Below are 25,859 nucleotides of genomic sequence, written 5' to 3'. Positions count from 1 at the left end.
GGCGAGGGGCGGGGGTGGTGCCGGTGGCGTGCGGGATTCGGTGGCCGCGTACAGGCTCGGTGGCCACGTGCGGGCTCGATGGCCGCGTGCGGGCCTCGTCCGGCGTGCGGGTCTCGTCCGGCCGCGGACGCGGTCGGTTCTCGATCGTCCGAGAACGCCCCTGTTCCGCCAATGCCGCCCCGCTCACTCCGTCAGATGGGGCCCGACTCCATCAGATGGCTGTCAAGACTCCGTTCGCGCCAAGTTGACGGAGTACAGACAGGCTGTTCCCGCGGCGCCCCGGACCGGACTTACTGTCGTGCTCTCTGCCCTGGGTGTTTCCGCGGCCGATCCGGAGAGGGGGCGACCCTGCCATGGGAGAGCGCACGGTGACGTCTGGTGGTGAGGTCCTGCGGGAGCTCCTCGCGGAAGGCGTCTCCCCCTGGCTCGACGGCCTGCGCCGCTCGCTCCTCGCCTCCGGCGCCCTCGCCCGGCTCGTCGCCGCGGGCGAGGTGCGGGGGGCCACGTCCGACCCCGGGGCGCTCGCCGCCGAGGTCGCCGACGGCACCGCCTACCGGCAGCAACTGGCCCACCTGGCCTGCCGGTCCGTCCCGCCCACGACCGCGGTGCAGGCGCTGTGCGCCTACGACCTGCGCGCCGCGTGCGACGAGCTGCGGCCGGTTTTCGCCGCCACGCGGGGGCTCGACGGGCACGTGTCGATGGGCCCGGACCCGTGGCTGGCGGGCGGCTCCCGCGTGACGGCCGATGCCTTGGCCGACGCCGCGGCCGCCCTGCACGGGGCCGCCTGCCGGCCCAACGCGCTGGTGAAGATCCCCGCCACGGACGAGGGGCTCGCCGCCACCGGAGCGTGCCTGGCCCGCGGCATCGGCGTGCACGTCACCGGCATCTTCTCCGTGCGCCGCTACGAGCAGGTCGTGGACGTGTGGTTCGCCGGCCTGGAGCGGGCCCGGGCCGCCGGCCTCGACCTGTCCGCGATCCCCTCGCTCGCCTCGCTGCCCGTGGCCCGGATCGACGCCGAGGCCGACGCGCGGCTGCGGGCGGCGGGGCGTGCGGGCGGCACGGCGGCCCCGGGGGCGCGGGACACCGCCTCCCTCGCCGTCGCCCGGCTCGTGTACCGGCGCTACGAGGAAGGGCTGGGCAGCGCGCGCTGGCGGGTCCTGGCCGCGGCGGGTGCCCGCCCGCAGCGGCTGATGTGGTCCGTCGGCTCCCCCGTGGAGACGGAGCCGCGCGGCGTGCCGTACGTGGAGTCGCTCGTGGCCTGGGGCACCGTCAGCGCGATGTCCGGGACGACGCTGGCCGCGGCAGGGCGGCGCGGGCGCCTGCGGGGGGACACGCTGACGGGACAGGACGGGGCGGCGCGGGCCGCTGTGGTGCGGTTCGAGGCGGCGGGGGTGTCGTTCGACGAGGTGGCCGGGGCGCTGGAGTCGGAGAGCGCGGTGCGGGCGGGGCAGGCGTGGGGTGCGTTGCGGGGGGCCGTGGCGGACCGGTTGCGCGAGGGGTCGGGCGGGTGAGCGGGCCCCGCCCTTCCCTGCCGCTCGCGGCCGGCGGGCCGGGCCCCGCCCGCTTCGTCTCGTCAGATCGTCACCCTGTCCTTCGCCCCGTGGCGGTCCGGGAAGTCCGTGCCCGTGAGGGCGGTGAGCGGGGCCGCCTTGACCGCTGTCTCCTCGTACTCCTCCTCCGGATCGGACAGGGCGATGATCGCGCCGCCCACCCCGTACCGCACCCGGTCCGCCGTGACCACGGCCGTGCGGATCACGACGCTCAGGTCGGCCGCGCCGCTGAGCGAGAAGTAGCCGATGGCGCCCGCGTACACGCCGCGCGGGCCCTGTTCCAGGCGTTCGATGATCTGCATGGTGCGGACCTTGGGCGCGCCGGTCATCGAACCCGGCGGGAAGGCCGCGCGGACGCAGTCCACGGGCGAGCGGTCCGGGCGCAGCGTGGCCCGTACCGTGCTCACGAGCTGGTGGGCCTTGGCGTAGCTCTCGACGCGGAAGACGTCCTCCGCCTCGACGGAGCCGACTTCGGCGCAGCGGCCGAGGTCGTTGCGGACCAGGTCCACGATCATCAGGTTCTCGGCCCGGTCCTTCTCGCTGGCCGCCAGGTCCGCGGCGAGCAGGGCGTCCTCCTGCGGGGTCGCGCCCCGCGGGCGGGTGCCCTTGATGGGGCTGGACTCGGCCCGGCCGTCCCGGTCGATGCGCAGGAACCGTTCGGGCGAGGTGCTGAGGACCGAGAGGCCGCCGAAGGACAGGAGGGCGCCGAAGGGCGCGGGGCTGGTGCGGCGCAGGAAGCGGTAGCCCTCCCAGGGGTCCAGGGTGCCGGCGGCCTCGGCCATGTTGGTCAGGCAGACCTCGTAGGTCTCCCCGGCCGCGATCTGCTCCTTGCACTCGTCGATGCGCTCCAGGTAGGCCTCGCGGCCGTGGCGCAGCCGGAGTCCGCCGAGCGCGCCGGGGCGGCCGGCGGGAAAGGGCCGCAGTCCGGCGAGGGCCGTGAGCTTGCGGGCGGTGGCGTCGAACCACGAGCGGGCCGCGGTCTCGTCGCCGTCCTCGGCGAGTGCGAGGAGGTGGGTGGTGCCGGTCCTGTGGTCCAGGACGAGGGCCCTGTCCGCGAAGACCATGGTGGCGTCCGGCTCGGCAGGCCTGGGGCCCGGTTCGCCGCCGCACTCCGCCTTCAGGCCGTAGCCGAGGTAGCCCACCCAGCCGAGCGCGAAGTCGCAGGGGAGGGCCGGGGTTTCGGCGCGGGTCGCTTCCAGGTCCCGGTTCAGCCAGTCCAGGAAGCCTCCCGTCACCACCTCCGTGCCGTGCCGGCCGCGGACGGTGACCGTGCTGCTGTGGACGTCCGCGGAGGCGATGCGGGCGAGCGGCCCGGAGGCGTCGCCCATGACGGAGAACCGTCCGGTGGGGCCGTCGCGCCTGCTGCTGTCGAGCCAGTAGGCGTGCGGGCCCCGGCGGAAGAGGCGGTCGAAGACGACCTCGTCCTCCCAGCGGGTCGGCAGGGCGGCGGTGAGGACCCGCAGGCGGCGCCCGGGCCGCGGCTTCTCCGGCGGGCGGAGGGCCGCGGGACGGGGCCCTGGGCTCCGCCGCACCCCGTGGTGCTGCTCCGTCATCCGGCGGAAGTTGTCCAGAATGCGGTGCCCGTACGCGCTGCCGATCGACTCGGGGTGGAACTGGACCCCCCACAGCGGGAGCTCACGGTGGCGCAGTCCCATGATCGTGCCGTCGGCGGTGCGCGCCGTCACCTCCAGGGACGCGGGCGGTCCGCCGACGGCCAGCGAGTGGTAGCGCACGGCCGCGAAAGGGGACGGCAGTCCCTCGAAGAGGCCGGTGCCGTCGTGGTGGACGGGCGAGACCCGGCCGTGGCGGGGCTCGGGCGCCCGGCCGACTTCGCCTCCGTACACCAGGGCGATGCCCTGGTGGCCGAGGCAGACGCCGAGCGTGGGCAGCGTTCCGTGGCGCAGGATATCGGCGCAGATTCCGAAGTCGGCCTCGCGTTCCGGGGTGCCGGGTCCGGGCGAGAGGACGACATTGTCGAATTCGGTCAGCCGACCGGTTTTCCAGAACGGGTCGTCATTGGTGACGACTTCCGGTTCCCTGCCGTTGACTTCGGCCAGATAGTGGAACAGGTTGTAGGTGAAGGAGTCGTAGTTGTCGACTAATAACGTACGCACGTATCCCCCGTCTCGGCGCTATCGGACGACTTCCGGGCGGCGGGCGGAATCCGCCGCCGGGGTCACCTCCAGCAGCATGTGCTCGACTTCGTGCTCGCCTTCCCGTACGGCGGTGCGGCGCACCACGTCCAGCCGGCGGCCGCAGCGGTCCGCGATGCGGCGCAGGGCGGGCACGTCCCCCCGGCTGCTGAAGTGCAGCAGGACCCTGCCGCCCGGGGCCAGCAGGCCGGGCGCCCCTTCCAGGAAGCGGCCGTGCGCCGCATAACCGGGGTCGACGTAGGCCCGCTCGTGCATGGTCCGGGGCCGGTACTCCGCCGGCGCCAGCACGTAATTGGAGGACCAGAAGACCGTGTCGAACCTTTCTCCCGGATCCAGCCGGTCGAAGAGGTCGCTGCGGAGGGCGCGGACCCTGCCGGACACTCCGTGCCGGGCCGCGTTCATCGAGGTGTTCAGTACCGCCGCGGGATTGATGTCGGCGGCGACCACACGGCCGCAGCCCGCCAGGGCGGCGGCGACGGCGACGACGCCGGTGCCGCTGCCGATCTCCAGCAGCGATCCCCGCGGGGCACCCGGTGCCCCGGGGAACCGCGGGGTGTCCGTCTGCGCGGAATCCCCGGCGAGGCCGAGGAAGTCGAGTGCGATTCCCGTCGCCGGCGAGTAAATCGGAGCAAATACTTCCGGTAAGAGATCCCACTCGAGGCCGCACATCGTGAAAGCGGCCGGCCGGTCCTCCCGCACGCGCGCTTGACGGCTGCGTTCGAGAGAGAGTCTGTAGTCGCGTACCCCCGTCATACCGAGCCCCCTGAATCGGCGACAACTCCCGGCGGTGTGCCGGGTGTTCATCAACCTTCACCTATAAGGGCACTTAACAGGAAGGTGATCCAGTAACACACCGTCGGGATTCGGCGGTGGTCCGGACACCACCGGACACACCCCGCCGCGCCTGCGGCGGCCGCCGCCACCCTCTTGATCGGCCGCGGTTGACGCGCCACTGCTCGTGTGCATAGCTTCCCCGCATACCGTGCCGCGGCTCTATCCGTGCGGCAGAGCGCACCGGACCCGGGGGGCATCGTGTCGCAAGGCATGTCCGAGGACGGCATATTCGCCGTGCTGGAGCTATTGGCCGCCGGAGCGCCGGCCCAGGAATACGAAGCCCTCGTCGAACGGGTCCGCCGCGCCGGCGCGCAGCCGCAACTCCTCGACCGGCTCGGCGACGCGGTCCAACTCGGCCTGTCCATAAGGACGTGGACGGAGCGTCAGCAGCAGCGCGAGGCCGGCATGTCCGCGCTGATCGACACCGCGCGCGACCTCGCGACCCCGCACGACCTCGACACCCTCCTGAAGGTCATCCTCCGGCGGGCCCGGCGGCTCCTGGCCGTCGACATGTCGTACATCGGGATGTACGCCGAGGGCGAGCGGTACGTGAGCATACGGGCCGCCGACGGCCACACCACCGCGCTCAACGTGGGCCTGCGGCTGCCCGGCGGCAGCGGGCTGGGCTCCGCGGTCATGGACAACCCCTCGCCGTTCTGGACCCCGGACTACCTCGCCGACGAGCGCATCCAGCACAGCGGCGAGATCGACTACGTCGTCAAGGCCGAGGGGCTGCAGGCCGTCCTCGCCGTCCCGCTGAGCCGCGGCGCGCACCCCTTCGGCACCCTCTACGTGGCCGAGCGCAAGGTCCGGCACTTCACCACCGACGAGATAGCGCTCCTCAGCTCCCTCAGCGACCTGGCCGGCGTGGCCATCGAGAAGGCCGAGCTGCTGGACCGGACCACCGCCCTGGTGGCCGAGCTGGAGCAGCACTCGACCCGCGTCGAGGCGGGGCTGCGCAGCGCCCAGGAGCTGAGCGACGCCCAGCACCGGCTGATCCAGCTGGTGCTCGGCGACTGCAACCTGGACACCCTCGCCCGCGCCTCCGCCACGGAGCTGGGCGCGGCGGTCCAGGTGTGCGCCGCCAACGGCACCGTCCTCACCTCGGCGGGGCTGGTCAGGGAGGCCGCGAAGGACGAGGAGGACGCCGGAGGGGCGGGGGTCGCCGGGGGCGCGGAGGACGGCGGGGAGGCGGCCCCGGCCGAGACGCTGCTGGTGCCCGCCGCCATGGACGCCCACGCCGCCCGCGAGCCCGTGGCCCTGGCCGACGGCCTGTGGGCCGTGCCCATCTCCGCGGGCACCGGCAGCAACCTCGGCACCCTGCTGCTGCGCCCCGACCGCCCCGACGCGGTGCAGGACGAGCGGCTGCTGCGGCTGGTGGCCCAGGTCATGGCCGTGCAGCTGCTGGTGGAGAGCAGCCGGACGGCGATCGCCGAAGGGCAGGTGCGCGACGACTTCCTCGCCGACCTGCTGGCGAGCCCGCAGCGGCCCCCGCACCAGCTCGAACAGCACGCGCGGCGGCTCGGCATCAACCTGAGCAAGCCGCACGTCGTGGTCGTGGCGCGCCCCGAGGGCGACGCCCGCGGCAAGATGGCCATCTGGGCGTCCTCCTACGCGCACCGGCTCAGCGGGCTGAAGAGCATGCACAACGGCTGCGCGGTGCTGCTGCTGCCGGGCACGGACCCGGGCGGCGCGGGCCGCGCCGTCTCCGCGGAGCTGTCGCCGCTCCTCGGCCACCCGGTGACCGTGAGCTCGGCGGGCCCGGTCGCGGGCCCGGCCTCCGTCCACCACGGCTTCCAGGAGGCGCTGCGCTGCCTGGACGCGATGACCTCGCTGGGGGTCATCGGCCGTTCGGCGTCGGTGCGCGAGCTGGGCTTCCTCGGGGTGCTGCTCTCCGACAACCACGACGTGGAGGGGTTCGTCGACTCGGCCATCGGGCCGGTGATCGACTACGACCAGCAGCGGTTCACCGACCTGACGCGCACGCTGGAGACGTACTTCGAGGCGGGCGGCAGCCCGACGAACGCGGCCAAGAAGCTTCATGTGCACCCCAATACCGTGGCCCGTCGCCTGGAGCGGATCAGCGAGCTGCTGGGGCCGCAGTGGCAGCAGCCCGAGCGCGCCCTGGAGGTGCAGCTGGCCCTGCGGGTCTTCCGGGTGCGGCACAGCCTGCGGATGCGGGACCGGGCCGGGCCCGGCGCGGGCGAGGACACCCCGGGGTCTCAGGAGACGTAGCCGAGCGGGAGGCGCTCCTCCGGCCCGCCGGTGAGCGCGGCGACGGCGTGGGCCGCGGAGGCGAGCGTCACGTGCCGGTGCCAGCCGCTGAAGGAGCGGCCCGCGAAGTCCCGGATGCCGACGTCGTCGGCGATCTCCCGGAAGTCCCGGTCGACCCGGTCCAGGAGCTTGCCCAGCCGCACGAGGGCGGCGGGCGGGACGTTGACGAGGTCGGTCAGCCACAGCTCGGCCGGCCAGCGGTGGCCGTTCTCGCCCACGCCCAGCAGGAGTAACTCCCTGCGCCGCACCGGCCCGGGCGCGGCCGCCGTGCGCAGCGCGGGCAGCCCCACGCGCACCGCCGCGGTCAGCGAGGTCCGCACGACCCGCGAGGGACCGTGGTCGCGCCACATCACCGGGCGGCGCATGTCGCGGGCCGCGCCGAGGATCTGGTGGGCCGGCAGCGCCTCGGACCCGCGGCCGGGCACGGCCGGGTCGGACACCGTCAGCCGCAGCGAGTTGCTGATGCGCACCAGGGCCGGCACCCCGCAGGCGCGCAGCCGCAGCAGGGCCGCGGGGGCGTCCATGTCGCGGGCGTCCAGCACCAGCGGGCGCAGCGGCAGCCCCCAGTCGCGCATCATCCCGGCGTACGCCTCCACCGTGCACTCCCCCAGGGTCTCGGGGCGGACGGAGTCGGGGATGCAGGCCTGGCTGCGGCGCAGCCCGTCCCGCAGCCAGGCGTCGGAGAGGTGCAGCCGCCAGTTGACGGGGGTGCTGCGCTCGGCGGAGGCGGCCCAGACGCCCACGGCCTGCTGCGCGTTGAGCACCTGGCCGACGGCCGGGCAGAAGCGCCGGTCGACGCCCACGGAGTTGTCCCCGGCCTTGGGGATGACCATCGGCCGGACGACCCACGCGTGCGGCGGCGCCACCCGGGTCAGGTAGTGGGCGAGGGCGCGGCGCACCGGGGTCCAGTCCCAGGTGGAGCTGGAGATGAAGTGGTGCAGGCTCTGCTCGGCGGCCTGGCCGCCGATGAGCGCCGCGATGTTGCGGATGGACTTGCGCCCCTGGGTCCCCAGCAGGCCGCGCACGTAGGCCTCGCCGCGCCGGCGCTGGTCGCTGCGCGGCAGGGAGGCGAAGAGCGCGGAGCACAGCTCGGCCAGGACGGCGTCCCGGGTCTCGGGGCAGGCCGGTGCGGGCGCCTCGTGCCGGGCGGTCCGCGGATAGAGAGCAACACCACTCATCGGAATCCCCCATCTCGGCTGCTGGTGGCACTGTCAACGGTGCGCTCGCGCACCCCCCGGCGCCCAGGTGTGAAGGGCACCCCCGTGGCCCCTCATTTGGTGGTCCCACCACCACCCGGGGCTCTCCCGGGGCCTCGGCGGGGGCCTTCAGGGCCCCGGAGGTGTGCCCGGACCACCACCCCGGCGGCGGGTCGGGGGGCCAGTCGGCGGACGGGGTCGAAGCCGCGCGGGACGTTGCGGATACGGTGGTCCCATGCACCGGCGCGGGCGTCCCCCGGGGACGTCCGCGCCGATACCGCGGGCAGCATGCGGCCGCGCGGGCGCAGCACACCGGAAAGGAACACGTGAGCAGGTTGTTGGTGCAGGTCAGCGCGGTAGTCCGGAGCGTGGGGTAGCGTCGTGCACATTGTGATCATGGGCTGCGGGCGGGTCGGCTCGGCCCTGGCCCAGACCCTTGAGCAGCAGGGTCACACGGTGGCCGTGATCGACCAGGACCCGACGGCCTTCCGCCGCCTGGGCTCCGGGTTCGGCGGCCGCCGCGTGACCGGCGTCGGCTTCGACCAGGACACCCTGCGCGAGGCGGGCATCGAGGAGGCGGGCGCGTTCGCGGCCGTCAGCAGCGGTGACAACTCCAACATCATCGCGGCCCGCGTGGCCCGCGAGATGTTCGGCGTCGAGAACGTGGCCGCGCGGATCTACGACCCCCGGCGCGCCGAGGTCTACCAGCGGCTCGGCATCCCGACCGTCGCCACCGTGCGGTGGACGGCCGACCAGATGCTGCGGCGGCTGCTGCCGTCCGGCGCGGAGCCGCTGTGGCGCGACCCGAGCGGCGGCGTCCAGCTGGCCGAGATTCCCGCCTCGGACGCCTGGGTGGGCCACAAGATCAGCAAGCTCCAGGAGGAGACCGGCGTGCGGGTGGCGTTCCTCACCCGGTTGGGCGAGGCGATGCTGCCGGCCTCCTCGACGGTGTTGCAGGAAGGCGATCTGGTGCATGTGATGATGCGCACCGACGAGGTCGAGAAGGTCGAAGCGGCGTTCGCGCACGGCCCCGAGGAGGCGCACGCATGAGGGTCGCCATCGCCGGCGCCGGTGCCGTCGGCCGCTCCATCGCGGGCGAGCTGCTGGAGAACGGGCACGAGGTGCTGCTCGTCGACAAGGCCCCGACCGCCATCTCGGTCGAGCGGGTGCCGCTCGCGGAGTGGCTGCTGGCCGACGCGTGCGAGATCACCTCGCTCGACGAGGCCGCGCTGCAGCGCTGCAACGTGGTCATCGCCGCCACGGGCGACGACAAGGTCAACCTGGTCGTCTCCCTGCTGGCCAAGACCGAGTACGGGGTGCCCCGGGTCGTGGCCCGGGTGAACAACCCCAAGAACGAGTGGCTGTTCAACGAGTCCTGGGGCGTCGACGTGGCCGTGTCCACGCCGCGCCTGATGTCGGCGCTCGTCGAGGAGGCCGTGAGCGTCGGCGACCTGGTGCGCCTGATGCGCTTCAGCCAGGGCGACGCCAACCTCGTGGAGCTCACGCTGCCGCCGGAGTCGGCGCTGGCCGGCACCCGCGTCGGGGACGTGGCCTGGCCGGACGACACCTCGCTCGTCACGATCATCCGCGGCAACCGGGTGCTCACCCCCAGCCGGGAGGACTCCCTGGAGGCCGGTGACGAGCTGCTGTTCGTCGCGGCCCCGGCGCGCGAGGAGCAGCTGGAGGACCTGCTGTCGGCGACGACGGACGCCGACCAGCGCTAGCGCACACGGACGAACGCCGGGCGGGCTCGATGATCGAGCCCGCCCGGCGTTCGTTTCGTAGGCGAGGGGGAGATCAGCTCAGGGCCTTGCTGCTCTCCGCCTTCTCCGCGCGCTCCGCCGCCTCCATCTCCGCGATCACGTCGATCGGCGGCGGCGCCTTGGCCAGGAAGATCCAGGTCAGGTAGACCGAGAGCAGCATCGGCGGGATGCCGAGGGCCACCTTCACCCAGCCGAGCTGGGTGGCGTCGCCCCACCAGTACAGCGGGAAGAGGATCGCCGACTTGGCCAGCAGGATCAGGCCCCAGGCCCAGCTCGCCTTGGTGTAGGCGACCTTGCGGCCGGGGTTGCGGGTGCGCCAGGAGAGGTTCTCCTTGAACACCGGGCCGAGGATCAGGCCGAGCAGCGGATAGCCCGCCAGGGCCGTGACGATGTACGCCACGGCCAGGCCCAGGGTGTAGAGCATGCCGGGCAGGTGGAAGTTCTTGGCGTCGCCGGTCATCATCGCGAAGACCGCGCCGATGGCGACCCCGAAGACACCGCTGAAGGCGTGCTTGACGGTGTCCTTGCGCAGCAGCCGGGCGATGCCCATCAGCAGCGAGAGGCCCAGCGCGGCGATGGCCGCGGTGTGGATGTCCCGCTTGACCGTGAAGATCGCTACGAAGACCAGGCCGGGCACGGTCGTCTCGACCATGCCCCGCACCCCGCCGAAGGCCTCGAAGAGGGCGGCTTTGGTCGCCGCCGACGCGTCGGGGCCGTCACCGCCCGTCCCCTGCTGGTCCGTCATCGGCTTGTCGAGAGACGTCACCCGCTACTCCTGTCCGAGCGGTCGGAGTTCGTACTTGGGATTGAACAGCACCCGGCGGCCACGGCTCATCGAGATCCGGCCGGAGGCGATCAGCTTACGGCCGGGCTCTATGCCGACGATGGAACGGCGGCCGAGCCACACGACGTCGAGCGCGGCCGAGCCGTCGAACAGCTCGGCCTCCAGCGCGGGCACCCCGGCACGGGGGCGGAGCGTTACGGTCCGCAGTGTGCCGGTGACCTTGACTATCTGCCGGTCGTCGCAGTCGCATATCCGCGTGCAGCCCGTGGCCTCCGCGTCCTGCTGCAGTTCTGCGTGGTGCAGCTCCTCCTGCGAGGTGGACAGCCGGTCGAGCATCCGGCGGAAACGGCCGGTCGGCTTCTCGGAACGGGGTACGGCACTCATGAACCCAGCGTACCGGCAGCCCTCCGGGCGGGTTCCTGCCCCGTGAGCGGGCTGCCGTTTCCTCCTCGGGTCCGGGGCGGAGCCCCGGGTCACAGCTCGAAGCGGTACCCCATCCCCGGTTCCGTGATGCTGCACCCCCCGGGGGGGGCACCCCCCGGACCCCCGGCCGACAAACGGCCACCACCGTCACAGCTCGAAGCGGTACCCCATCCCCGGTTCCGTGATGAAGTGCTTCGGATGCGAAGGGTCACGTTCCAGCTTGCGCCGCAGCTGGGCCATGTACACCCGCAGGTAGTTCGTCTCCGTGCCGTAGGACGGGCCCCAGACCTCCTGGAGCAGCTGCTTCTGGCTGACGAGACGGCCCGTATTGCGGACGAGCACCTCCAGCAGGTGCCACTCGGTCGGCGTCAGCCGCACGTCGCGGCCCTCGCGGTTGACCTTCTTCGCCGCGAGGTCGACGGTGAAGACCTCGGTCTCGACGATCGCGTCGTCCCCCGCGGCCGCCGCCCCCGTCGGCTCGGCGCGCCGCACGGCGGCCCGCAGCCGCGCCAGCAGCTCGTCCATGCCGAAGGGCTTGGTGACGTAGTCGTCCGCGCCGGCGTCCAGCGCCTCGACCTTCTCGTCGGAGGTCTGGCGGGCGGACAGCACCAGGATCGGCACCCGGGTCCAGCCCCGCAGTCCCTTGATCACCTCGACGCCGTCCATGTCGGGCAGGCCGAGGTCGAGGATGACCACGTCGGGGTGGCGGGCGGCGGCGAGCTGGAGGGCCGTCGCGCCGTCGGGCGCGGCGTCGACCTCGTACTTCCGCGCCTTGAGGTTGATCACGAGGGCGCGGACGATCTGCGGCTCGTCATCCACCACGAGCACCCGGTTCATCGGTAACCACCTCTGCTGTTCGTGCGGGCCCGCCGGCGGGGCCCGGGATCGGGGACTGCTGGACTGTCGGTGTGCGGGGGACGGCTCACGAGGTGGCCTGCGCCGGGAGGTCCGGGCGGACCGGGGCGACGCCGTCGGCGGCCCGCAGCGTGAGCACCATGGTCATGCCCCCGCCGGGGGTGTCCTCGGCGGCGAGGGTGCCGCCCATGGCCTCGGCGAAGCCCCGGGCGACGGCCAGGCCGAGACCCACGCCGGCGCCGCGCGGCGCGTCCCCGTAGCGCTGGAAGGGCTCGAAGATGCGGTCCTTGGCGCTGTCGGGGACGCCGGGGCCGCGGTCGGCCACCCGCACCTCCACGCGGTCGCCCAGGGCGCTGGCGGCCACCAGGACGGGCGTCCCGTCGGGGCTGTGCTTGACGGCGTTCTCGACGACGTTGGCGACGCTGCGCTCCAGCAGGCCGGGGTCGACGGCGACCATCGGCAGCGTCTCGGGGATGTCGAGGGTGACGCTGCCCTCGGGGACGCCGCCCAGGGCCATCGGCACCACCTCGTCCAGGTCGATCTCGCGGATCAGCGGGGTGACGGTGCCGGTCTGCAGCCGCGACATGTCGAGGAGGTTGCCGACGAGGTGGTCGAGGCGGTCGGCGCCGTGCTCGATGCCGGCCAGCAGCTCGGCCTCGTCCTCCTCGGACCAGGCGACGTCGTCCGAGCGCAGGGAGGTCACCGCGGCCTTGATCGCGGCGAGCGGGGTGCGCAGGTCGTGGCTGACGGCGGCGAGCAGGGCGACGCGGATGCGGTTGCCCTCGTCCAGGCGGCGGGCCCGCTCGGCCTCGCCGACCAGCCGCTGCCGGTCCAGGACGACCGCGGCCTGCGCGGCGAAGGCGGCGAGCACCCGGCGGTCCTCGGCGGGCAGGACGCGCCCGGACAGGGCGAGCGCCATGTTGTCGCCGACGGGCATGTCGACGTCCGCGTCCTCGGGCCGCAGCAGGGGCTTGCCCGAGTTGGTCACGACAGCGGCCGCGCAGGTCCACGGGTCGACGTCGCTGGTGCGCTCCAGCAGCGCCACGGACTCCATGGCGAAGGTCTCCCGGACCCGCTCCAGCAGGGCCTCCAGGCTGTTGTCGCCGCGCAGCACGCTGCCGGCGAGGAAGGAGAGGATCTCGGACTCGGCGCGCAGCCGGGCCGCCTGGTGGGTGCGGCGCGCGGCCACGTCCACCACGGACGCCACGGAGACCGCGACGAAGACGAAGATCGTGATGGCGACGATGTTCTTGGGGTCGGTGATCGTCCACCGGTGGAGGGGCTCGACGAAGAAGTAGTTCAGCAGCAGCGAGCCGAAGGCCGCGGAGGCGAGCGACGGCAGCAGGCCGCCGAGGAGGGCCGCCGCCACCGTCGCGCACAGGAACAGCAGCATGTCGTTGGCGAGGCCGAGGTCCGGTCCTATGTGCATCAGCAGCAGGCTGAGCAGGGCCGGGCCGCCCAGGCCGACGAGCCAGCCGGCCACGATGCGGCCCCGGCCGAGGCGGGCGCCGCGCGCCACGGGCAGGCCGCGGCCCTTGGCGACCTCCTCGTGGGTGACGATGTGGACGTCCAGGTCGGGCCCGGAGTCGCGGGCCACGGTCTGGCCCACGCCGGGGCCGAAGATGTACTGCCAGTTCTTGCGCCGGCTGGAGCCGAGCACGATCTGGGTGGCGTTGACCCCGCGGGCGAACTCCAGCAGCGAAGCGGGCACGTCGTCCCCGATCACGTGGTGGAAGGTGCCGCCGAGGTCCTCGACCAGGGTGCGCTGGACCGCGAGCTCCTTCGGCGAGGCCGAGGTGAGCCCGTCGCTGCGGGCGATGTAGACGGCGAGGATCTCGCTGCCGGAGCCCTTGGCGGCCATGCGCGCCGCGCGGCGGATCAGGGTGCGGCCCTCGGGGCCGCCGGTGAGGCCGACGACGATGCGCTCGCGGGCCTGCCAGATGGTGGAGACGCTGTGCTCCGTGCGGTACTGCCGCAGGTACTCGTCGACGCGGTCGGCGGTCCACAGCAGGGCGAGCTCGCGCAGCGCGGTCAGGTTGCCGGGGCGGAAGTAGTTGGAGAGGGCGGCGTCGACCTTGTCGGGCTTGTATATGTTCCCGTGGGCCATGCGGCGGCGCAGCGCCTGGGGCGACATGTCGACCAGCTCGATCTGGTCGGCGCGGCGCACGACCTCGTCGGGCACGGTCTCCTGCTGCCGCACGCCGGTGATCGACTCGACGACGTCGCCGAGCGACTCCAGGTGCTGGATGTTGACCGTGGAGACGACGTCGACGCCCGCCTGGAGCAGCTCCTCGACGTCCTGCCAGCGCTTGGTGTTGCGCGAGCCGGGCACGTTGGTGTGGGCGAGCTCGTCGACGAGGACGACGGCGGGCCGGCGGGCGAGGACGGCGTCGAGGTCCATCTCGGTGAAGACGGCCCCGCGGTAGGTGATCTCCCGGCGGGGCACCTCCTCCAGCCCGTGGAGCATGACCTCGGTGCGCGGCCGGTTGTGGTGCTCGACGAAGCCGACCACGGCGTCCGTGCCGCGCTCCACCCGGCGGTGGGCCTCCGAGAGCATCGCGTACGTCTTGCCGACGCCCGGTGCCGCGCCGAGGTAGATCCGAAGCTTGCCGCGTCCCATGGCCCCATTGTCTTTCACGTCACGCGGCGGTGTCCGGGCGGTCCGCGCCGGCCGGATGTGCTGATGTGCTCGCACTGCCGCGTACGGCCGACCTTACGGCCAAAGTTCTGGACATATGGGGCGCCCGGGGATGCCGGGCGCGGTATTGACGCAGCTCTGACGCCCCGCCCCGTGACTTTTGCGCGACCCGTCCGGTCCCGGCCGGGAGGCGGGCTGACAGCATGGCGGCATGACTGACGTACGCACGGCGCACACGTCCGGGCTGACCGACGCGGAACTCGCCGCGGTCCGCGCCCTCGTGGACGACGCGTTCGAGGGGGACTTCTCCGACGAGGACTGGGACCACACGGTGGGCGGCATGCACGCCCTGGTGTGGGAGGGCGGCGAGCTGATCGGCCACGGCTCGCTCGTGCAGCGCCGGATGCTGCACCGCGGGCGGGCCCTGCGCGCCGGATACGTGGAGGCCGTGGCCGTCCGCGGGGACCGGCGCCGGCAGGGCGTGGCCTCGGCCGTGATGGACGCGCTGGAGGAGGTGCTGCGCCGCGGCGGCTACGAGCTGGGGGCGCTGGGCGCGGCGGACGAGGCCGTGCCCCTCTACGCGGGCCGCGGCTGGCAGCAGTGGCGCGGCCCCTCCGCGGTGCTCTCCCCGGCGGGCGTGGAGCGCACCGAGGAGGAGGACGGCTGCATCTACGTGATGCCGCTGACGGCGAAGCTGGACCTGGACGCGGAGCTGGCGTGCGACTGGCGGCCCGGCGACGTCTGGTGACGGCCGGCCGGGCGCCGGCGGTGCCGGTGGGGGGCACGGCGGTGCAGGCCGGGGCCCGGCGGCCCGGGTGAACCCCGGCCCCTCCCCCGCGCCTCAGCGCGGACGGGGCACCGGCCTGCGGCCCAGCAGGTCGGCGAGCCCCTGCCGGGTGGCCGCGACGATGACGCGGTCCTGGCCGCCCAGGACGTAACGGGCGGGGAGGTCCTCCAGCAGGCGGGTCTCCTCCCGGGCGGAGGCCTCCAGGCGGCCTGCGTCCAGACGCCGGGTGGTCACCGCGAGCGCCCGCCACGCGCCGGGCACGAACGCCTCGGCGGCGGGCTGCCCGTTCAGCTCGGGGCGGCCCTCCACCTCCAGCGCCGCGATGAGGACGACCTGCCGCTCGACGGGGACCGCCCCCAGGATCTGACGCCCTATCATCGCGCCGGCGAAGGCCGGGGCGACGAGGAAGGAGACGCTGCGGCTGCGCGTCCACGCCCGGGGATGGGAGGCCCGCAAGGTGCGGTAGACGGCCTTGGCGAAGCGGTCGTCGTACAGCCGCATGACCACCCGCACCCCGGGGTTGACCGCGCGGGCGTACAGCACGGCCTCCAGGTTGGTGATGTCACTGCTGGTCAGCGCCAGCAGCGTGCCGCTCTGGCCGACCTTGGCGGCGTCCAGCACGCCTTCCTCGGTGACGTCGCCGATGATCGTGGGCACGCGCAGCGAGCGGGCGAGCGCGACGCCGCGGGCCTGCGGGTCGCGCTCCACGCACACGACGGGGATGCCGAGCTCGCGCAGCCGGGCCAGCACACGGGTGCCGATCTTGCCCAGGCCCAGCAGCACCACGTGGCCGGACAGGCCGCGCCGCGGGCGGCGCAGCGCCGAGGCGGAGCGGAACGTCCCGAGGCCCTCCAGGGCGGCGGCCACCAGCAGGGGCAGGAGCAGCAGGCCCGTGAGCCCGGAGAGCAGCTGGAGGACCTTGCGGCCGTGGCCCTCGCCGATCGCCGGGTCGTTGATGGCGAAGAGGTCGAGCAGCGAGAGGTAGACCGCGTGCGTCGGGTCGTCGCTGGTGACGCTCCAGGACGCCACGGCCAGCGCGCAGACGGCGGCGGTCAGCAGGCCGAGGGCCCAGCGCAGGCGCCGGGAGAAGAAGGACCCGAGGGGCAGGCCGCGGACGGTCGGGCGGACCGGCGTGGGCTGCAGGGCGAAGGGCACCGCCTCCAGGACGACCTCGGCGCGCCCCTCGGCGCCGGGCGGCCGCGGGTCGCCCGGCAGCAGCAACGGGCCGTCGCCGTCGAGGGCTTCCGCGCTCCCGGGCCGAGGCGGCGCCGAGAGCAGGGCGAGGGTGCACAGCTCCCGCCCCTGCCCGCGCCCGGCGACCGCGTGGGACCGCTCAGCGGCCCGCAGCATCAGGCCGCCCGCCTCGATGACCTTGCTGTGCCCGGAGACGGCGGCGGTCACCAGGACGGGGGCCGCGGTGTCGGCGTCCGACAGGACGGTGGTGGTGGCGGCTTCCGTGTCGGTGACGAACGCGCCGTCCACGGCCGCGGCCAGCTGGGCGGCCTGGTCGAGGAGCTTCGCCAGATGCTCGCCGAGCCTGCGGTTGTAGAGGCGGATGACGAGCCGGACGCGCGGGTTGAGGCGGCGGGCCAGGAGGGCCGCCTGGACGTTGGTCTCGTCGTCGTCGTAGACGAGGGCGAGCGCGGTGGCGTGGGCCACCCCCGCCTCGGTGAACGCCTCCTCGCCGGGCTCCGCCGCCTCCAGCACCCGCACGAGGCCGCCGCCCGCCGCGGTGCCGTTGCGGTCGGGCGCGCCCGCGCGGCCGACGACTCCGGTGACGCGCCCGAAGAGCGCCGCGGCACGGCCGAGCGCGGGCGCGGGGCGCTGCCGGGCCTCGCGCGCCGGCGGCAGGACGACGGTGACGCGCTCGCCGTAGACGCCGGAGAGCTCGGCGGCGAGCCGGTGCACGAGCCCGTCGTCCCCGCACACCACCATGTGCGGTGCGGCCGGGACGACATGGGGCTGCGGGTTCAATGTGACCACGTTCAACAGAGTGCCCCGCGCCGGTCGAACATTCACCGGATTTCCCGCCCCCGGATGTAAGGGGTGGTACACGAAGACGGACGGGGCCGCCGGTCCGGCCGGCAGGCCCCGTCCGTGCTCCCGCGGGACGCGCTACTTCTTCGCGAGCTCCTGCAGCGCGACGTTGAGCTTCAGGACGTTGACGCGCTCCTCGCCCATGAAGCCCAGGACGCGGCCGTCGACGTGGTCCTCTACCAGCTTCTCGACCTTGCCCGCCGGCAGGCCGTTGGCCTCGGCGACCCGCTTGGCCTGCAGGCGCGCGTACGCCGGGGAGATGTCCGGGTCGAGGCCCGAGGCGGAGGCCGTCAGGGCGTCCACGGGCACCGCCGACGGGGAGACGCGGTTGAACGCGGCGACGTCCGTGCGGCGCTGCTCGACGGCGTCCAGCAGGGTCTTGCTGTCGGCGGCGAGGTTCGAGGCGCCGGAGACGATCAGCTTGTACTGCGTGTTCTCGGCGTTCGGGCCGGCGGCCGACGGGCGCGGCTGGAAGAACTTCGGGTCCGGCAGCGGGTTGCCGTCCTTGTCCTTCTTGTCGAGGTTGTAGCTCTGGCCGAGCCGCTCGGAACCGACCGACTTGCCGCCCGCCTTGATCTCGGAGCCGTTGGCCTTGTCGTGGAAGGCCGCCTGGGCGATGCCGGTGACGACCAGCGGGTAGATCACCCCGCAGACCACCGTGAGGACGAGCAGGGCCCTCAGGCCCGCGCCCAGCAGGCGGGCCGTGCTGTGTACGGAAGTGTTCATGGTGACGTCACCCGATGCCAGGGATGAGGGAGATGAGCATGTCGATGATCTTGATGCCGATGAACGGGGCGACCAGGCCGCCCAGTCCGTAGATTCCGAGGTTGCGCCGCAGCATGCTGTCGGCGCTCATCGGCCGGTAGCGCACGCCCTTGAGGGCCAGCGGCACCAGCGCGACGATGATCAGCGCGTTGAAGACGACGGCCGAGAGGATGGCCGACTCCGGGGAGGTCAGGCTCATGATGTTGAGCTTGTCCAGGCCGGGGTAGGCCACCGCGAACATCGCCGGGATGATGGCGAAGTACTTGGCGACGTCGTTGGCGATCGAGAAGGTCGTCAGGGCGCCGCGCGTGATGAGCAGCTGCTTGCCGATCTCCACGATCTCGATGAGCTTGGTGGGGTCGGAGTCCAGGTCCACCATGTTCCCGGCCTCCTTGGCGGCCGAGGTGCCGGTGTTCATGGCCACGCCCACGTCCGCCTGCGCGAGCGCGGGGGCGTCGTTGGTGCCGTCGCCCGTCATCGCCACGAGCTTGCCGCCGGCCTGCTCGCGCTTGATGAGCGCCATCTTGTCCTCGGGCGTGGCCTCGGCGAGGAAGTCGTCGACGCCGGCCTCCTCCGCGATGGCCTTGGCCGTCAGCGGGTTGTCACCCGTGATCATGACGGTCTTGATGCCCATGCGGTGCAGCTCCTCGAACCGCTCCCGCATGCCCTCCTTGACGACGTCCTTGAGGTGGATGACGCCCAGGACGCGCGCGCCCTTCTCGTCCTCGAGGGCGACGAGCAGCGGCGTGCCGCCGGCCTGGGAGATCCGGTCGGTCAGCTCGCGGGCGTCCTCGGCGACGCGGCCGCCGCGCTCCTCGACCCAGGCGATGACCGAACCGGTCGCGCCCTTGCGGACCTTGCGGCCCTCGACGTCGACGCCCGACATGCGGGTCTGCGCCGTGAAGGGCACCCACTCGGCGCCGGTGAGCTCGCCCTGGTGGCGCTCGCGCAGGCCGTACTTCTCCTTGGCGAGGACGACGATCGAGCGGCCCTCGGGCGTCTCGTCGGCGAGCGAGGAGAGCTGGGCGGCGTCGGCGACCTCGGCGGCCGTGGTGCCCTTGACGGGCACGAACTCCGCCGCCCGGCGGTTGCCGTAGGTGATGGTGCCGGTCTTGTCGAGCAGCAGCGTCGAGACGTCGCCCGCGGCCTCCACCGCGCGCCCGGACATCGCCAGGACGTTGCGCTGCACCAGCCGGTCCATGCCCGCGATGCCGATCGCGGACAGCAGCGCGCCGATGGTCGTCGGGATGAGGCAGACCAGCAGGGCCGCCAGGATGATCATCGACTGCTCGGCGCCCGCGTAGATCGCGAACGGCTGGAGCGTGATGACGGCCAGCAGGAAGACGATCGTCAGCGAGGCGAGCAGGATGTTCAGCGCGATCTCGTTCGGCGTCTTCTGCCGGGCCGCGCCCTCGACCAGGTTGATCATCCGGTCGATGAAGGTCTCGCCGGGCTTCGTCGTGATCTTGATGACGATGCGGTCGGAGAGGACCTTGGTGCCGCCGGTGACCGCCGAGCGGTCGCCGCCGGACTCACGGATGACCGGGGCCGACTCGCCGGTGATGGCCGACTCGTCGACGGACGCGACGCCCTCGACGACGTCGCCGTCGCCCGGGATGACGTCACCGGCCTCGCAGACGACCAGGTCGCCCACGCGCAGGTCGGTGCCGGGCACCGACTCCTCGGCGTCGCCGTTCAGCCGGCGGGCCACCGTGTCGGTCTTGGCCTTGCGCAGGGTGTCGGCCTGGGCCTTGCCGCGGCCCTCGGCCACGGCCTCCGCCAGGTTGGCGAACAGGACCGTCAGCCACAGCCAGACGGTGATCGCCCAGCCGAACCAGTCTCCCGGGTCCTTGACCGCCAGCCCGGTGGTGACCACCGAGCCGATCAGGACCACGAACATCACCGGGGACTTCACCATCACCCGGGGGTCGAGCTTGCGGAACGCGTCCGGCAGCGACTTCATCAGCTGCGCGGGGTCGAAGAGGCCGCCGGAGACGCGCCCTGGCCCCTGGGACCCCTGGGACGGGGCGTCCTGGGGTTCCTCGGACGTGGGCCGGACAGGGGTGGTCGTGCTCATGAAAGTCCCTCCGCCATCGGGCCAAGGGCCAGGGCCGGGAAGTAGGTCAAGCCGGTGATGATCAGGATCGCGCCGACGAGCAGGCCCGCGAAGAGCGGCTTCTCGGTGCGCAGGGTGCCGGCGGTCTCGGGGACGGGCGTCTGCTCGGCGAGCGAGCCGGCCAGCGCCAGCACGAAGACCATCGGCAGGAAGCGGCCGAGCAGCATGGCGAGGCCGATCGTGGTGTTGTACCAGGGCGTGTTGGCGTTCAGGCCCGCGAAGGCCGAGCCGTTGTTGTTGGCGCCCGACGTGAACGCGTAGAGGACCTCGGAGAAGCCGTGCGCGCCGCTGCCGTCCACCGAGTTGCCCTTGACGTTCAGGATCGACTCGGGCGGCGAGGACAGCGCCATGGACAGGGCGGTGAAACCGAGCACCAGGGTCGGGGTGATGAGGATGTAGCACGCGGCGAGCTTGATCTCGCGGGTGCCGATCTTCTTGCCGAGGTACTCGGGCGTGCGGCCGACCATCAGGCCCGCGATGAAGACCGCGATGATCGCCATGACGAGCATGCCGTAGAGGCCGGAGCCGACGCCGCCCGGCGCGATCTCGCCGAGCATCATGCTCAGCAGCGTGATGCCGCCGCCCAGGCCGGTGAAGGAGGAGTGGAAGGAGTCCACCGCGCCGGTGGAGGTGAGCGTCGTCGTGGTCGCGAAGATCGCGGAGGCGCCCACGCCGAAGCGCTGCTCCTTGCCCTCCATCGCCCCGCCCGCGGCCTGCAGCGCGGCGCCGTGGTGGGCGTACTCGGTCCACATCATCAGCGCGGTGAAGCCGAGCCAGATCACGCCCATGGCCGCGAGGATCGCGTAGCCCTGCTTGACGTTGCCGACGAGCTTGCCGAAGGTGCGCGTCAGCGAGAACGGGATGACGAGGATCAGGAAGATCTCGAAGAGGTTGGTGAAGGCGTCGGGGTTCTCGAACGGGTGGGCGGAGTTGGCGTTGAAGTAGCCGCCGCCGTTGGTGCCGAGCTCCTTGATGACCTCCTGCGAGGCCACGGCGCCGCCGTTGACCTGCTGGGTGCCGCCGGTCAGCTGGCCGATCTCGTGGATCCCGGAGAAGTTCTGGATCGCGCCGCAGGCGACGAGCACCAGCGCGCCTATCACCGAGATCGGGAGCAGGATGCGGACGGTGCCGCGCACCAGGTCGGCCCAGAAGTTGCCGAGCTCGCCGGTGCGCGAGCGGGCGAAGCCGCGGACGAGGGCGACGGCCACGGCGATGCCGACGGCCGCGGAGACGAAGTTCTGCACCGCGAGGCCGAGCGTCTGGACGGCGTGGCCCATGGCCTGCTCGCCCGAGTACGACTGCCAGTTGGTGTTGGCGACGAACGAGGCGGCGGTGTTGAACGCCTGGTCCGGGCTGATCGCGGTGAAGCCCAGCGACAGGGAGTCGGGGAGTATGCCCTGGATCCGCTGCAGCAGGTACAGGAAGAGAACGCCGGCGAACGAGAAGGCCAGCACGCCGCGCAGGTACGCGGGCCAGCGCATCTGGGCGTCCGGGTCGGCGCCGATGGTGCGGTAGAGCAGCTTCTCCACGCGCAGGTGCTTCTCGGAGCCGTAGACGCGGGCCATGTAGTCGCCGAGCGGGCGGTGGACGAGCGCCAGCGCCGCGACGAGCGCGGTGAGCTGGAGGACTCCGGAGAGAACGGGGCTCATATCTGTACTCAGAACCTCTCCGGGAAGACGAGGGCGAGGATCAGGTAGCCCAGCAGGGCGACGGCCACGACCAGGCCGACGATGTTCTCGGCGGTCACAGCTTCGTCACCCCCTTGGCGACGAGAGCCACCAGCGCGAAGACCGCGATCGTGGTGACGACGAAGGCCACGTCGGCCATCGTGTGCTCCTAGAGAGGGTTCGGATATGAACGGACCATCACAGGAAACCGCCCCCGGGAGCCCTCGCACGCTCCGTTGACGCGCTCTATACGGCCATTAGCGCCCCCTTGACGCAATCCATACGGGCACCTTTTTGACCTGCAGAAACGCCGCTGGGCCGCAACCCCTGTTCGGGGTTGCGGCCCAGCGGAACGCAGCAATCCAGCCGTCGGCGGACGACGGCGGACCGATTTGTGGCAGGCTGCCGTCAGCGCACTTCGGTGATCTCCGGACCGCGCTCCAGGCGGTCCACGCCGCCCGCGAAGCGCGAGCGGTCGTCGTCCTGCGGCTGCAGGCCCTCGGCGACCATCTGGGCGTCCTCCGGCAGCTTCAGCACGATCGGGTCGCGCGGAGCCATCGGGGACTCGCCGCGCACGACGACGGTGTCCCGGAAGATCTGCTCCAGCAGGCCGGCGGTCTGCGGCTGCACCGCGCCCTGGCCGGAGATCACGCCGCGCAGGAACCAGCGCGGCCCGTCGCACCCGATGAAGCGGACCATCTGCACGCCCTGCGTGCCGTCCGGCAGCGCCACCGGCACCTGGGCCCGCAGCTCCCAGCCGAGCGGGCCCTCGACCTCGTCCACGACACCGCCCTGCTGGGTGATGCCGGAGGCGATCTCCTCGCGGACCTCGACCCAGATGCCCTCGCGCTTGGGGGCGGCGAAGGCCTGCAGCTGCACGGCGCTGTCGCGCAGCACCACGGTGGCGGCGACGATCGCGTCACCCGCGACCTCCACGCGCAGCTCCATGCCCTCGACGCCGGGCACGAACAGACCGCCCAGGTCGACCCGGCCCTCGGTGGCGTCACGGACCTCGGAGAGGTCCCACGGCCCGTCGGGGCGGGGCTCCGGCTCCAGCCTGACGCGGCCCCCGGCCGCGGAGTCCTGCGCGTCCGACGCTGAGTCCTCAGCCAACTCCTCGGAGGTCACGTCGTCGAGATGACCGGCATCCCCGACAACGTCCTCACTGCGCTTGCGGCGACGACCGAACACGTCACTGTCCTTCCCGGTCGCTGGCGACCGAAGCGAATCCATACCCCACGGCAGCGTGGCCACCGGTGGACCCGAAGCCCCCTTCGGCCCGTGCCGAGCCCGGAAGCTCCGCGACCTCGTGGAAGCGGACCTTCTCTACCTGCTGGACGACCAACTGGGCGATGCGGTCGAACCTCTCGAACCGAACGGTTTCCCGCGGGTCCAGATTGACCACAATCACCTTGATCTCTCCACGGTACCCGGCATCGATGGTCCCCGGGGCATTCACCATGGAGACTCCGCACCGGGCGGCGAGGCCCGAACGCGGGTGCACGAACGCGGCGTAGCCGTCCGGCAGCGCGATGGACACGCCCGTCGGGAGCACCATGCGCTCCCCCGGGGCCAGCTCGGCGGCCTCGGTGGTCACGAGGTCGCAGCCGGCGTCACCGGGGTGGCCGTAGGAGGGGAGGGGCACCTCGGGGTCCACACGGCGGATGAGGACGTCCAAGGGTTGACGCGTCACGGGTTCACCTCGAAAGCTCGCGCGACCTTCACCTGGTCGGGGTTGGCCAGCGTGGCCTGGATCTCTGCGGGACGGCCGTTCTCGATGAAGTGGTCGACCTTGACCTCGACGAACACCGCCTCGGCGCGGAGTGCGAGCGGGCCCTCGGGCCCGCCGATCCGGCCGGTGGCCGCGGCGTAGATCTTACGGCCGTGCACGGCCTTCACCTCGGCCCGCAGGTGGAGCACGGTGTCCACGGGCACGGGCAGCAGGAAGTCGGTCTCCAGCCGGCCGGTCACCGCGATCACCCGCAGCATCCAGCCCAGCGAGCCCAGCGTCTCGTCCAGCGCCGTCGCCAGCACCCCGCCGTGGGCGAGGCCCGGGGCGCCCTGGTGCGCCTCCTTGACCCGGAACTCCGCGGAGACGCCCACGCCCTCGCCGGCCCGCACCTCGACGTGCAGCCCGTGCGGGACGCCGGGGCCGCAGCCGAAGCAGTACTCGTAGTGCGACCCGATGATCTCTCCGGGCGCGGGCGCGTCGGGGTGCCGCACCGGGGGCACGGCCCCCTCCGGCGGCGTCAGCGCTGTCGTTCGTCCACTCACAGGGGCTGACCTTACCCGCGACGGCCGGGCCCGGTCCCGCTCGTGTCAAGCTTGGGCCCATGCAGGCTTACGAAGAACGTCTCACCGCGCCCCGTTCCTGGTGGTTCATCGCGGTTCTGGCCGGGGTCGCGATGGCGCTGATCCTGCTGCCCCTGGGGACGGTTCCCATGCTCGGCGGGCTGGTGGGCGGCGGGGCCCTCGCAGCGGTCGCCGTCAGCTCCTACGGGTCCGTGCGCATCCGCGTGGTGAGCGGCGCACTGCTGGCGGGCGACGCCCGCATCCCCGTCGAGGCGCTGGGGACGCCGCAGGTGCTGGACGCCGAGGAGGCCCGCGCCTGGCGCACGCACAAGGCGGACACCCGCGCCTTCATGCTGCTGCGCGGCTACGTGCCGACCGCGGTCCGGATCGAGATCACGGACCCGGCCGACCCCACTCCGTACGTCTACCTCTCCACGCGCTCTCCCGAGCGGCTGGCCGAAGCCCTCGCGGCCGTACGGGCGTCCTGACGCCGCGGACGCCCCGTCGGGCCGTGCGATGCCCTGACGGCCCTCTCGGGGGCCCGGGCGGGGCGGCGTGGCTCAGGGCAGCCACGGAGGGCCTTCGGAGCCCTCCGGGAGCGCCTCCCACGGCACCTGCCGCGCACGCAGGTCGATGCGGACCTTGGCCGCAAGCCTTCTGGTGTCGCGGCGGTTCATCACCGCGCCCACGGTCGCGCCGATCATGAAGGGCGCGAGGTTGGGCAGGTTGCGGAACGTGCGCTTGAGGATCTGCTGGCGCAGCTCGCGCCGGAGCTGGCCGCCCAGGGCCGCGTTGACGGTGGTGGGGGAGGTGACGTCGATCCCGCGCTCGTCCGCCCAGGCGGCCAGATAGGCCATGGAGCGCTGACGCAGCGTGCCGGGGGCCCGCAGGCCGTACACCTCGTGGAGCTCGGCGATCAGCTTGAGCTCCACGGCGGCCACGCCGGCGATCTCGGCGGCCAGTTCGGCGGGCATCGCGGGCGGCACCGGCAGCATCGCCGCGGCCCCGACCCCGGCGCCCACGGTGGACGTGGCGTTGACCGCGCCCGTCACCAGCTTGTCGGCGAGCTCCTCCGGGCCGAGGCCCGGGAACTGGGCCCGCAGCGTCGCGAGGTCGCGCACCGGGATGCGCGGGGCGTTCGCGATCAGCCGGTCGACGAGGGCGGTGAGGCCCGCCCGCGCTCCCCGGCCGCCCTTGGTGGCACCACGGCCGACAGCAGCGACGAGCGAGGCCGTACGGCCTCGCTCGACCTGGGTGCCGACCGTGTCGCCAGGGGCAGGGCCGTCGCCCTGCCGTGCGGCCTCCTGGTCCGGCCCGGTGGTCAGCTCGGGCTGCCGGGAGCGCCGCTTCCGGAACGGGGTCGAGCCTGCCATCGCAGACCCGTTCCTCAGTCGCAGTCGCGGCAGATCGGCTGGCCGTTCTTCTCGCGCGCCAGCTGGCTGCGGTGGTGCACGAGGAAGCAGCTCATGCAGGTGAACTCGTCGGCCTGCTTGGGCAGGACCCGGACGGCCAGCTCCTCGTTGGAGAGGTCCGCGCCGGGCAGCTCCATGCCCTCCGCGGCCTCGAAGTCGTCCACGTCGACGGTCGACGCCGACTTGTCGTTCCGGCGGGCCTTGAGCTCTTCAAGGCTGTCCGAGTCGACGTCGTCGTCGGTCTTGCGTGGGGTGTCGTAGTCCGTTGCCATGTCGCTCTCCCCCTCTGGGTGTCTGCGGTGTCTCCAGCGCA

General features: G+C 73.0%; 23 protein-coding genes. 6 read left to right on the top strand and 17 right to left on the bottom strand.

Features of this window, described 5'->3' with window-relative positions; all coding sequences use genetic code 11:
- The first annotated feature begins 353 nt into the window (after positions 1–353).
- Positions 354–1,511, top strand: coding sequence for a transaldolase family protein (locus NQU55_RS23505; protein WP_168095658.1), 1,158 nt, complete (start codon positions 354–356; stop codon positions 1,509–1,511).
- A gap of 62 nt (positions 1,512–1,573) precedes the next feature.
- Here the strand turns inward: NQU55_RS23505 and pabB are convergent, their stop codons facing one another.
- Positions 1,574–3,664: an aminodeoxychorismate synthase component I gene (gene pabB / locus NQU55_RS23500; protein WP_256791069.1), complete on the bottom strand. Its 2,091-nt coding sequence runs from the start codon at positions 3,662–3,664 to the stop codon at positions 1,574–1,576.
- Between the two features lie 18 nt (positions 3,665–3,682).
- Entirely contained in the window at positions 3,683–4,372 is a 690-nt protein-coding gene (locus NQU55_RS23495) for a methyltransferase domain-containing protein (protein ID WP_240976878.1), read from the bottom strand.
- A 375-nt stretch (positions 4,373–4,747) separates the two neighbouring features.
- Between NQU55_RS23495 and NQU55_RS23490 the strand changes: the two genes are divergently transcribed.
- Positions 4,748–6,772, top strand: coding sequence for a helix-turn-helix domain-containing protein (locus tag NQU55_RS23490; RefSeq protein ID WP_168095632.1), 2,025 nt, complete (start codon positions 4,748–4,750; stop codon positions 6,770–6,772).
- Here NQU55_RS23490 and NQU55_RS23485 read toward each other — a convergent pair.
- Positions 6,760–7,989, bottom strand: coding sequence for an IS701 family transposase (locus NQU55_RS23485; protein WP_240976879.1), 1,230 nt, complete (start codon positions 7,987–7,989; stop codon positions 6,760–6,762). The genes NQU55_RS23490 and NQU55_RS23485 overlap by 13 nt on opposite strands.
- A 399-nt stretch (positions 7,990–8,388) precedes the next feature.
- Between NQU55_RS23485 and NQU55_RS23480 the strand changes: the two genes are divergently transcribed.
- Together NQU55_RS23480 and NQU55_RS23475 are read left to right on the top strand one after the other, a co-directional pair.
- Positions 8,389–9,057: a potassium channel family protein gene (locus NQU55_RS23480; RefSeq protein WP_256791068.1), complete on the top strand. Its 669-nt coding sequence runs from the start codon at positions 8,389–8,391 to the stop codon at positions 9,055–9,057.
- Positions 9,054–9,731, top strand: coding sequence for a potassium channel family protein (locus tag NQU55_RS23475; RefSeq protein WP_168095847.1), 678 nt, complete (start codon positions 9,054–9,056; stop codon positions 9,729–9,731). Before NQU55_RS23480 ends, NQU55_RS23475 begins: the two co-directional genes overlap by 4 nt.
- Before the next feature lie 73 nt (positions 9,732–9,804).
- On the opposite strand, the gene NQU55_RS23470 is transcribed toward NQU55_RS23475, so the two are convergent.
- From NQU55_RS23470 to NQU55_RS23455, 4 genes are all read right to left on the bottom strand, one after another.
- Complete coding sequence (locus NQU55_RS23470) at positions 9,805–10,536, bottom strand: DUF3159 domain-containing protein (RefSeq protein WP_168095846.1); 732 nt, start codon at positions 10,534–10,536, stop codon at positions 9,805–9,807.
- 3 nt (positions 10,537–10,539) lie between these two features.
- Positions 10,540–10,938 carry an OB-fold nucleic acid binding domain-containing protein gene (locus NQU55_RS23465; RefSeq protein WP_079110128.1) on the bottom strand — a complete coding sequence of 133 codons (399 nt, stop codon included), beginning with the start codon at positions 10,936–10,938 and terminating at the stop codon, positions 10,540–10,542.
- Positions 10,939–11,124: 186 nt separating this feature from the next.
- The gene (locus NQU55_RS23460) at positions 11,125–11,814 is read right to left on the bottom strand and encodes a response regulator (RefSeq protein WP_058042159.1); all 690 of its coding nucleotides are present in this window, start codon (positions 11,812–11,814) and stop codon (positions 11,125–11,127) included.
- Between the two features lie 85 nt (positions 11,815–11,899).
- The gene (locus NQU55_RS23455) at positions 11,900–14,452 is read right to left on the bottom strand and encodes a DUF4118 domain-containing protein (protein WP_256791067.1); all 2,553 of its coding nucleotides are present in this window, start codon (positions 14,450–14,452) and stop codon (positions 11,900–11,902) included.
- A gap of 229 nt (positions 14,453–14,681) precedes the next feature.
- On the opposite strand from NQU55_RS23455, the gene NQU55_RS23450 reads away from it, so the two are divergent.
- Positions 14,682–15,218: a GNAT family N-acetyltransferase gene (locus NQU55_RS23450; protein ID WP_168096682.1), complete on the top strand. Its 537-nt coding sequence runs from the start codon at positions 14,682–14,684 to the stop codon at positions 15,216–15,218.
- Positions 15,219–15,311: 93 nt separating this feature from the next.
- Here NQU55_RS23450 and NQU55_RS23445 read toward each other — a convergent pair whose 3' ends face one another.
- The 8 genes from NQU55_RS23445 to NQU55_RS23410 form a co-directional block, all read right to left on the bottom strand.
- The gene (locus tag NQU55_RS23445) at positions 15,312–17,240 is read right to left on the bottom strand and encodes an NAD-binding protein (RefSeq protein WP_372504789.1); all 1,929 of its coding nucleotides are present in this window, start codon (positions 17,238–17,240) and stop codon (positions 15,312–15,314) included.
- Between the two features lie 132 nt (positions 17,241–17,372).
- Positions 17,373–18,020, bottom strand: a complete 648-nt coding sequence (gene kdpC, locus NQU55_RS23440; RefSeq protein WP_168096177.1) for a potassium-transporting ATPase subunit KdpC — start codon at positions 18,018–18,020, stop codon at positions 17,373–17,375.
- Between the two features lie 7 nt (positions 18,021–18,027).
- The gene (gene kdpB, locus NQU55_RS23435; RefSeq protein ID WP_168096176.1) at positions 18,028–20,136 is read right to left on the bottom strand and encodes a potassium-transporting ATPase subunit KdpB; all 2,109 of its coding nucleotides are present in this window, start codon (positions 20,134–20,136) and stop codon (positions 18,028–18,030) included.
- Positions 20,133–21,824, bottom strand: a complete 1,692-nt coding sequence (gene kdpA, locus NQU55_RS23430; protein WP_256791066.1) for a potassium-transporting ATPase subunit KdpA — start codon at positions 21,822–21,824, stop codon at positions 20,133–20,135. Before kdpA ends, kdpB begins: the two co-directional genes overlap by 4 nt.
- Before the next feature lie 8 nt (positions 21,825–21,832).
- Positions 21,833–21,922: a K(+)-transporting ATPase subunit F gene (gene kdpF / locus NQU55_RS23425; protein ID WP_043188605.1), complete on the bottom strand. Its 90-nt coding sequence runs from the start codon at positions 21,920–21,922 to the stop codon at positions 21,833–21,835.
- Positions 21,923–22,250: 328 nt separating this feature from the next.
- Positions 22,251–23,033: a DUF3710 domain-containing protein gene (locus NQU55_RS23420; RefSeq protein ID WP_168091524.1), complete on the bottom strand. Its 783-nt coding sequence runs from the start codon at positions 23,031–23,033 to the stop codon at positions 22,251–22,253.
- Position 23,034: 1 nt separating this feature from the next.
- A complete protein-coding gene (gene dut, locus NQU55_RS23415; protein ID WP_058042151.1) occupies positions 23,035–23,535 on the bottom strand; it encodes a dUTP diphosphatase in 501 nt (166 codons plus the stop codon).
- Positions 23,532–24,116, bottom strand: coding sequence for a PaaI family thioesterase (locus NQU55_RS23410; protein ID WP_168091525.1), 585 nt, complete (start codon positions 24,114–24,116; stop codon positions 23,532–23,534). The genes dut and NQU55_RS23410 overlap by 4 nt, the downstream gene beginning before the upstream one ends.
- A gap of 59 nt (positions 24,117–24,175) precedes the next feature.
- Here NQU55_RS23410 and NQU55_RS23405 point away from each other — a divergent pair, with 59 nt between their 5' ends.
- Positions 24,176–24,622 (top strand): DUF3093 domain-containing protein, encoded by a 447-nt coding sequence (locus NQU55_RS23405; RefSeq protein WP_168091526.1) that lies wholly within the window; start codon positions 24,176–24,178, stop codon positions 24,620–24,622.
- A gap of 72 nt (positions 24,623–24,694) precedes the next feature.
- On the opposite strand, the gene NQU55_RS23400 is transcribed toward NQU55_RS23405, so the two are convergent.
- Positions 24,695–25,507, bottom strand: coding sequence for a hypothetical protein (locus NQU55_RS23400; protein WP_168091527.1), 813 nt, complete (start codon positions 25,505–25,507; stop codon positions 24,695–24,697).
- Between the two features lie 14 nt (positions 25,508–25,521).
- Positions 25,522–25,818, bottom strand: coding sequence for a DUF4193 domain-containing protein (locus NQU55_RS23395; RefSeq protein ID WP_030366107.1), 297 nt, complete (start codon positions 25,816–25,818; stop codon positions 25,522–25,524).
- Positions 25,819–25,859: the final 41 nt, after the last annotated feature.

Origin of the sequence: Streptomyces telluris (assembly GCF_024519335.1) — a bacterium.
GTDB classification, from domain to species: domain Bacteria; phylum Actinomycetota; class Actinomycetes; order Streptomycetales; family Streptomycetaceae; genus Streptomyces; species Streptomyces telluris.
This window is presented reverse-complemented; position numbering and strand designations above follow the sequence as displayed.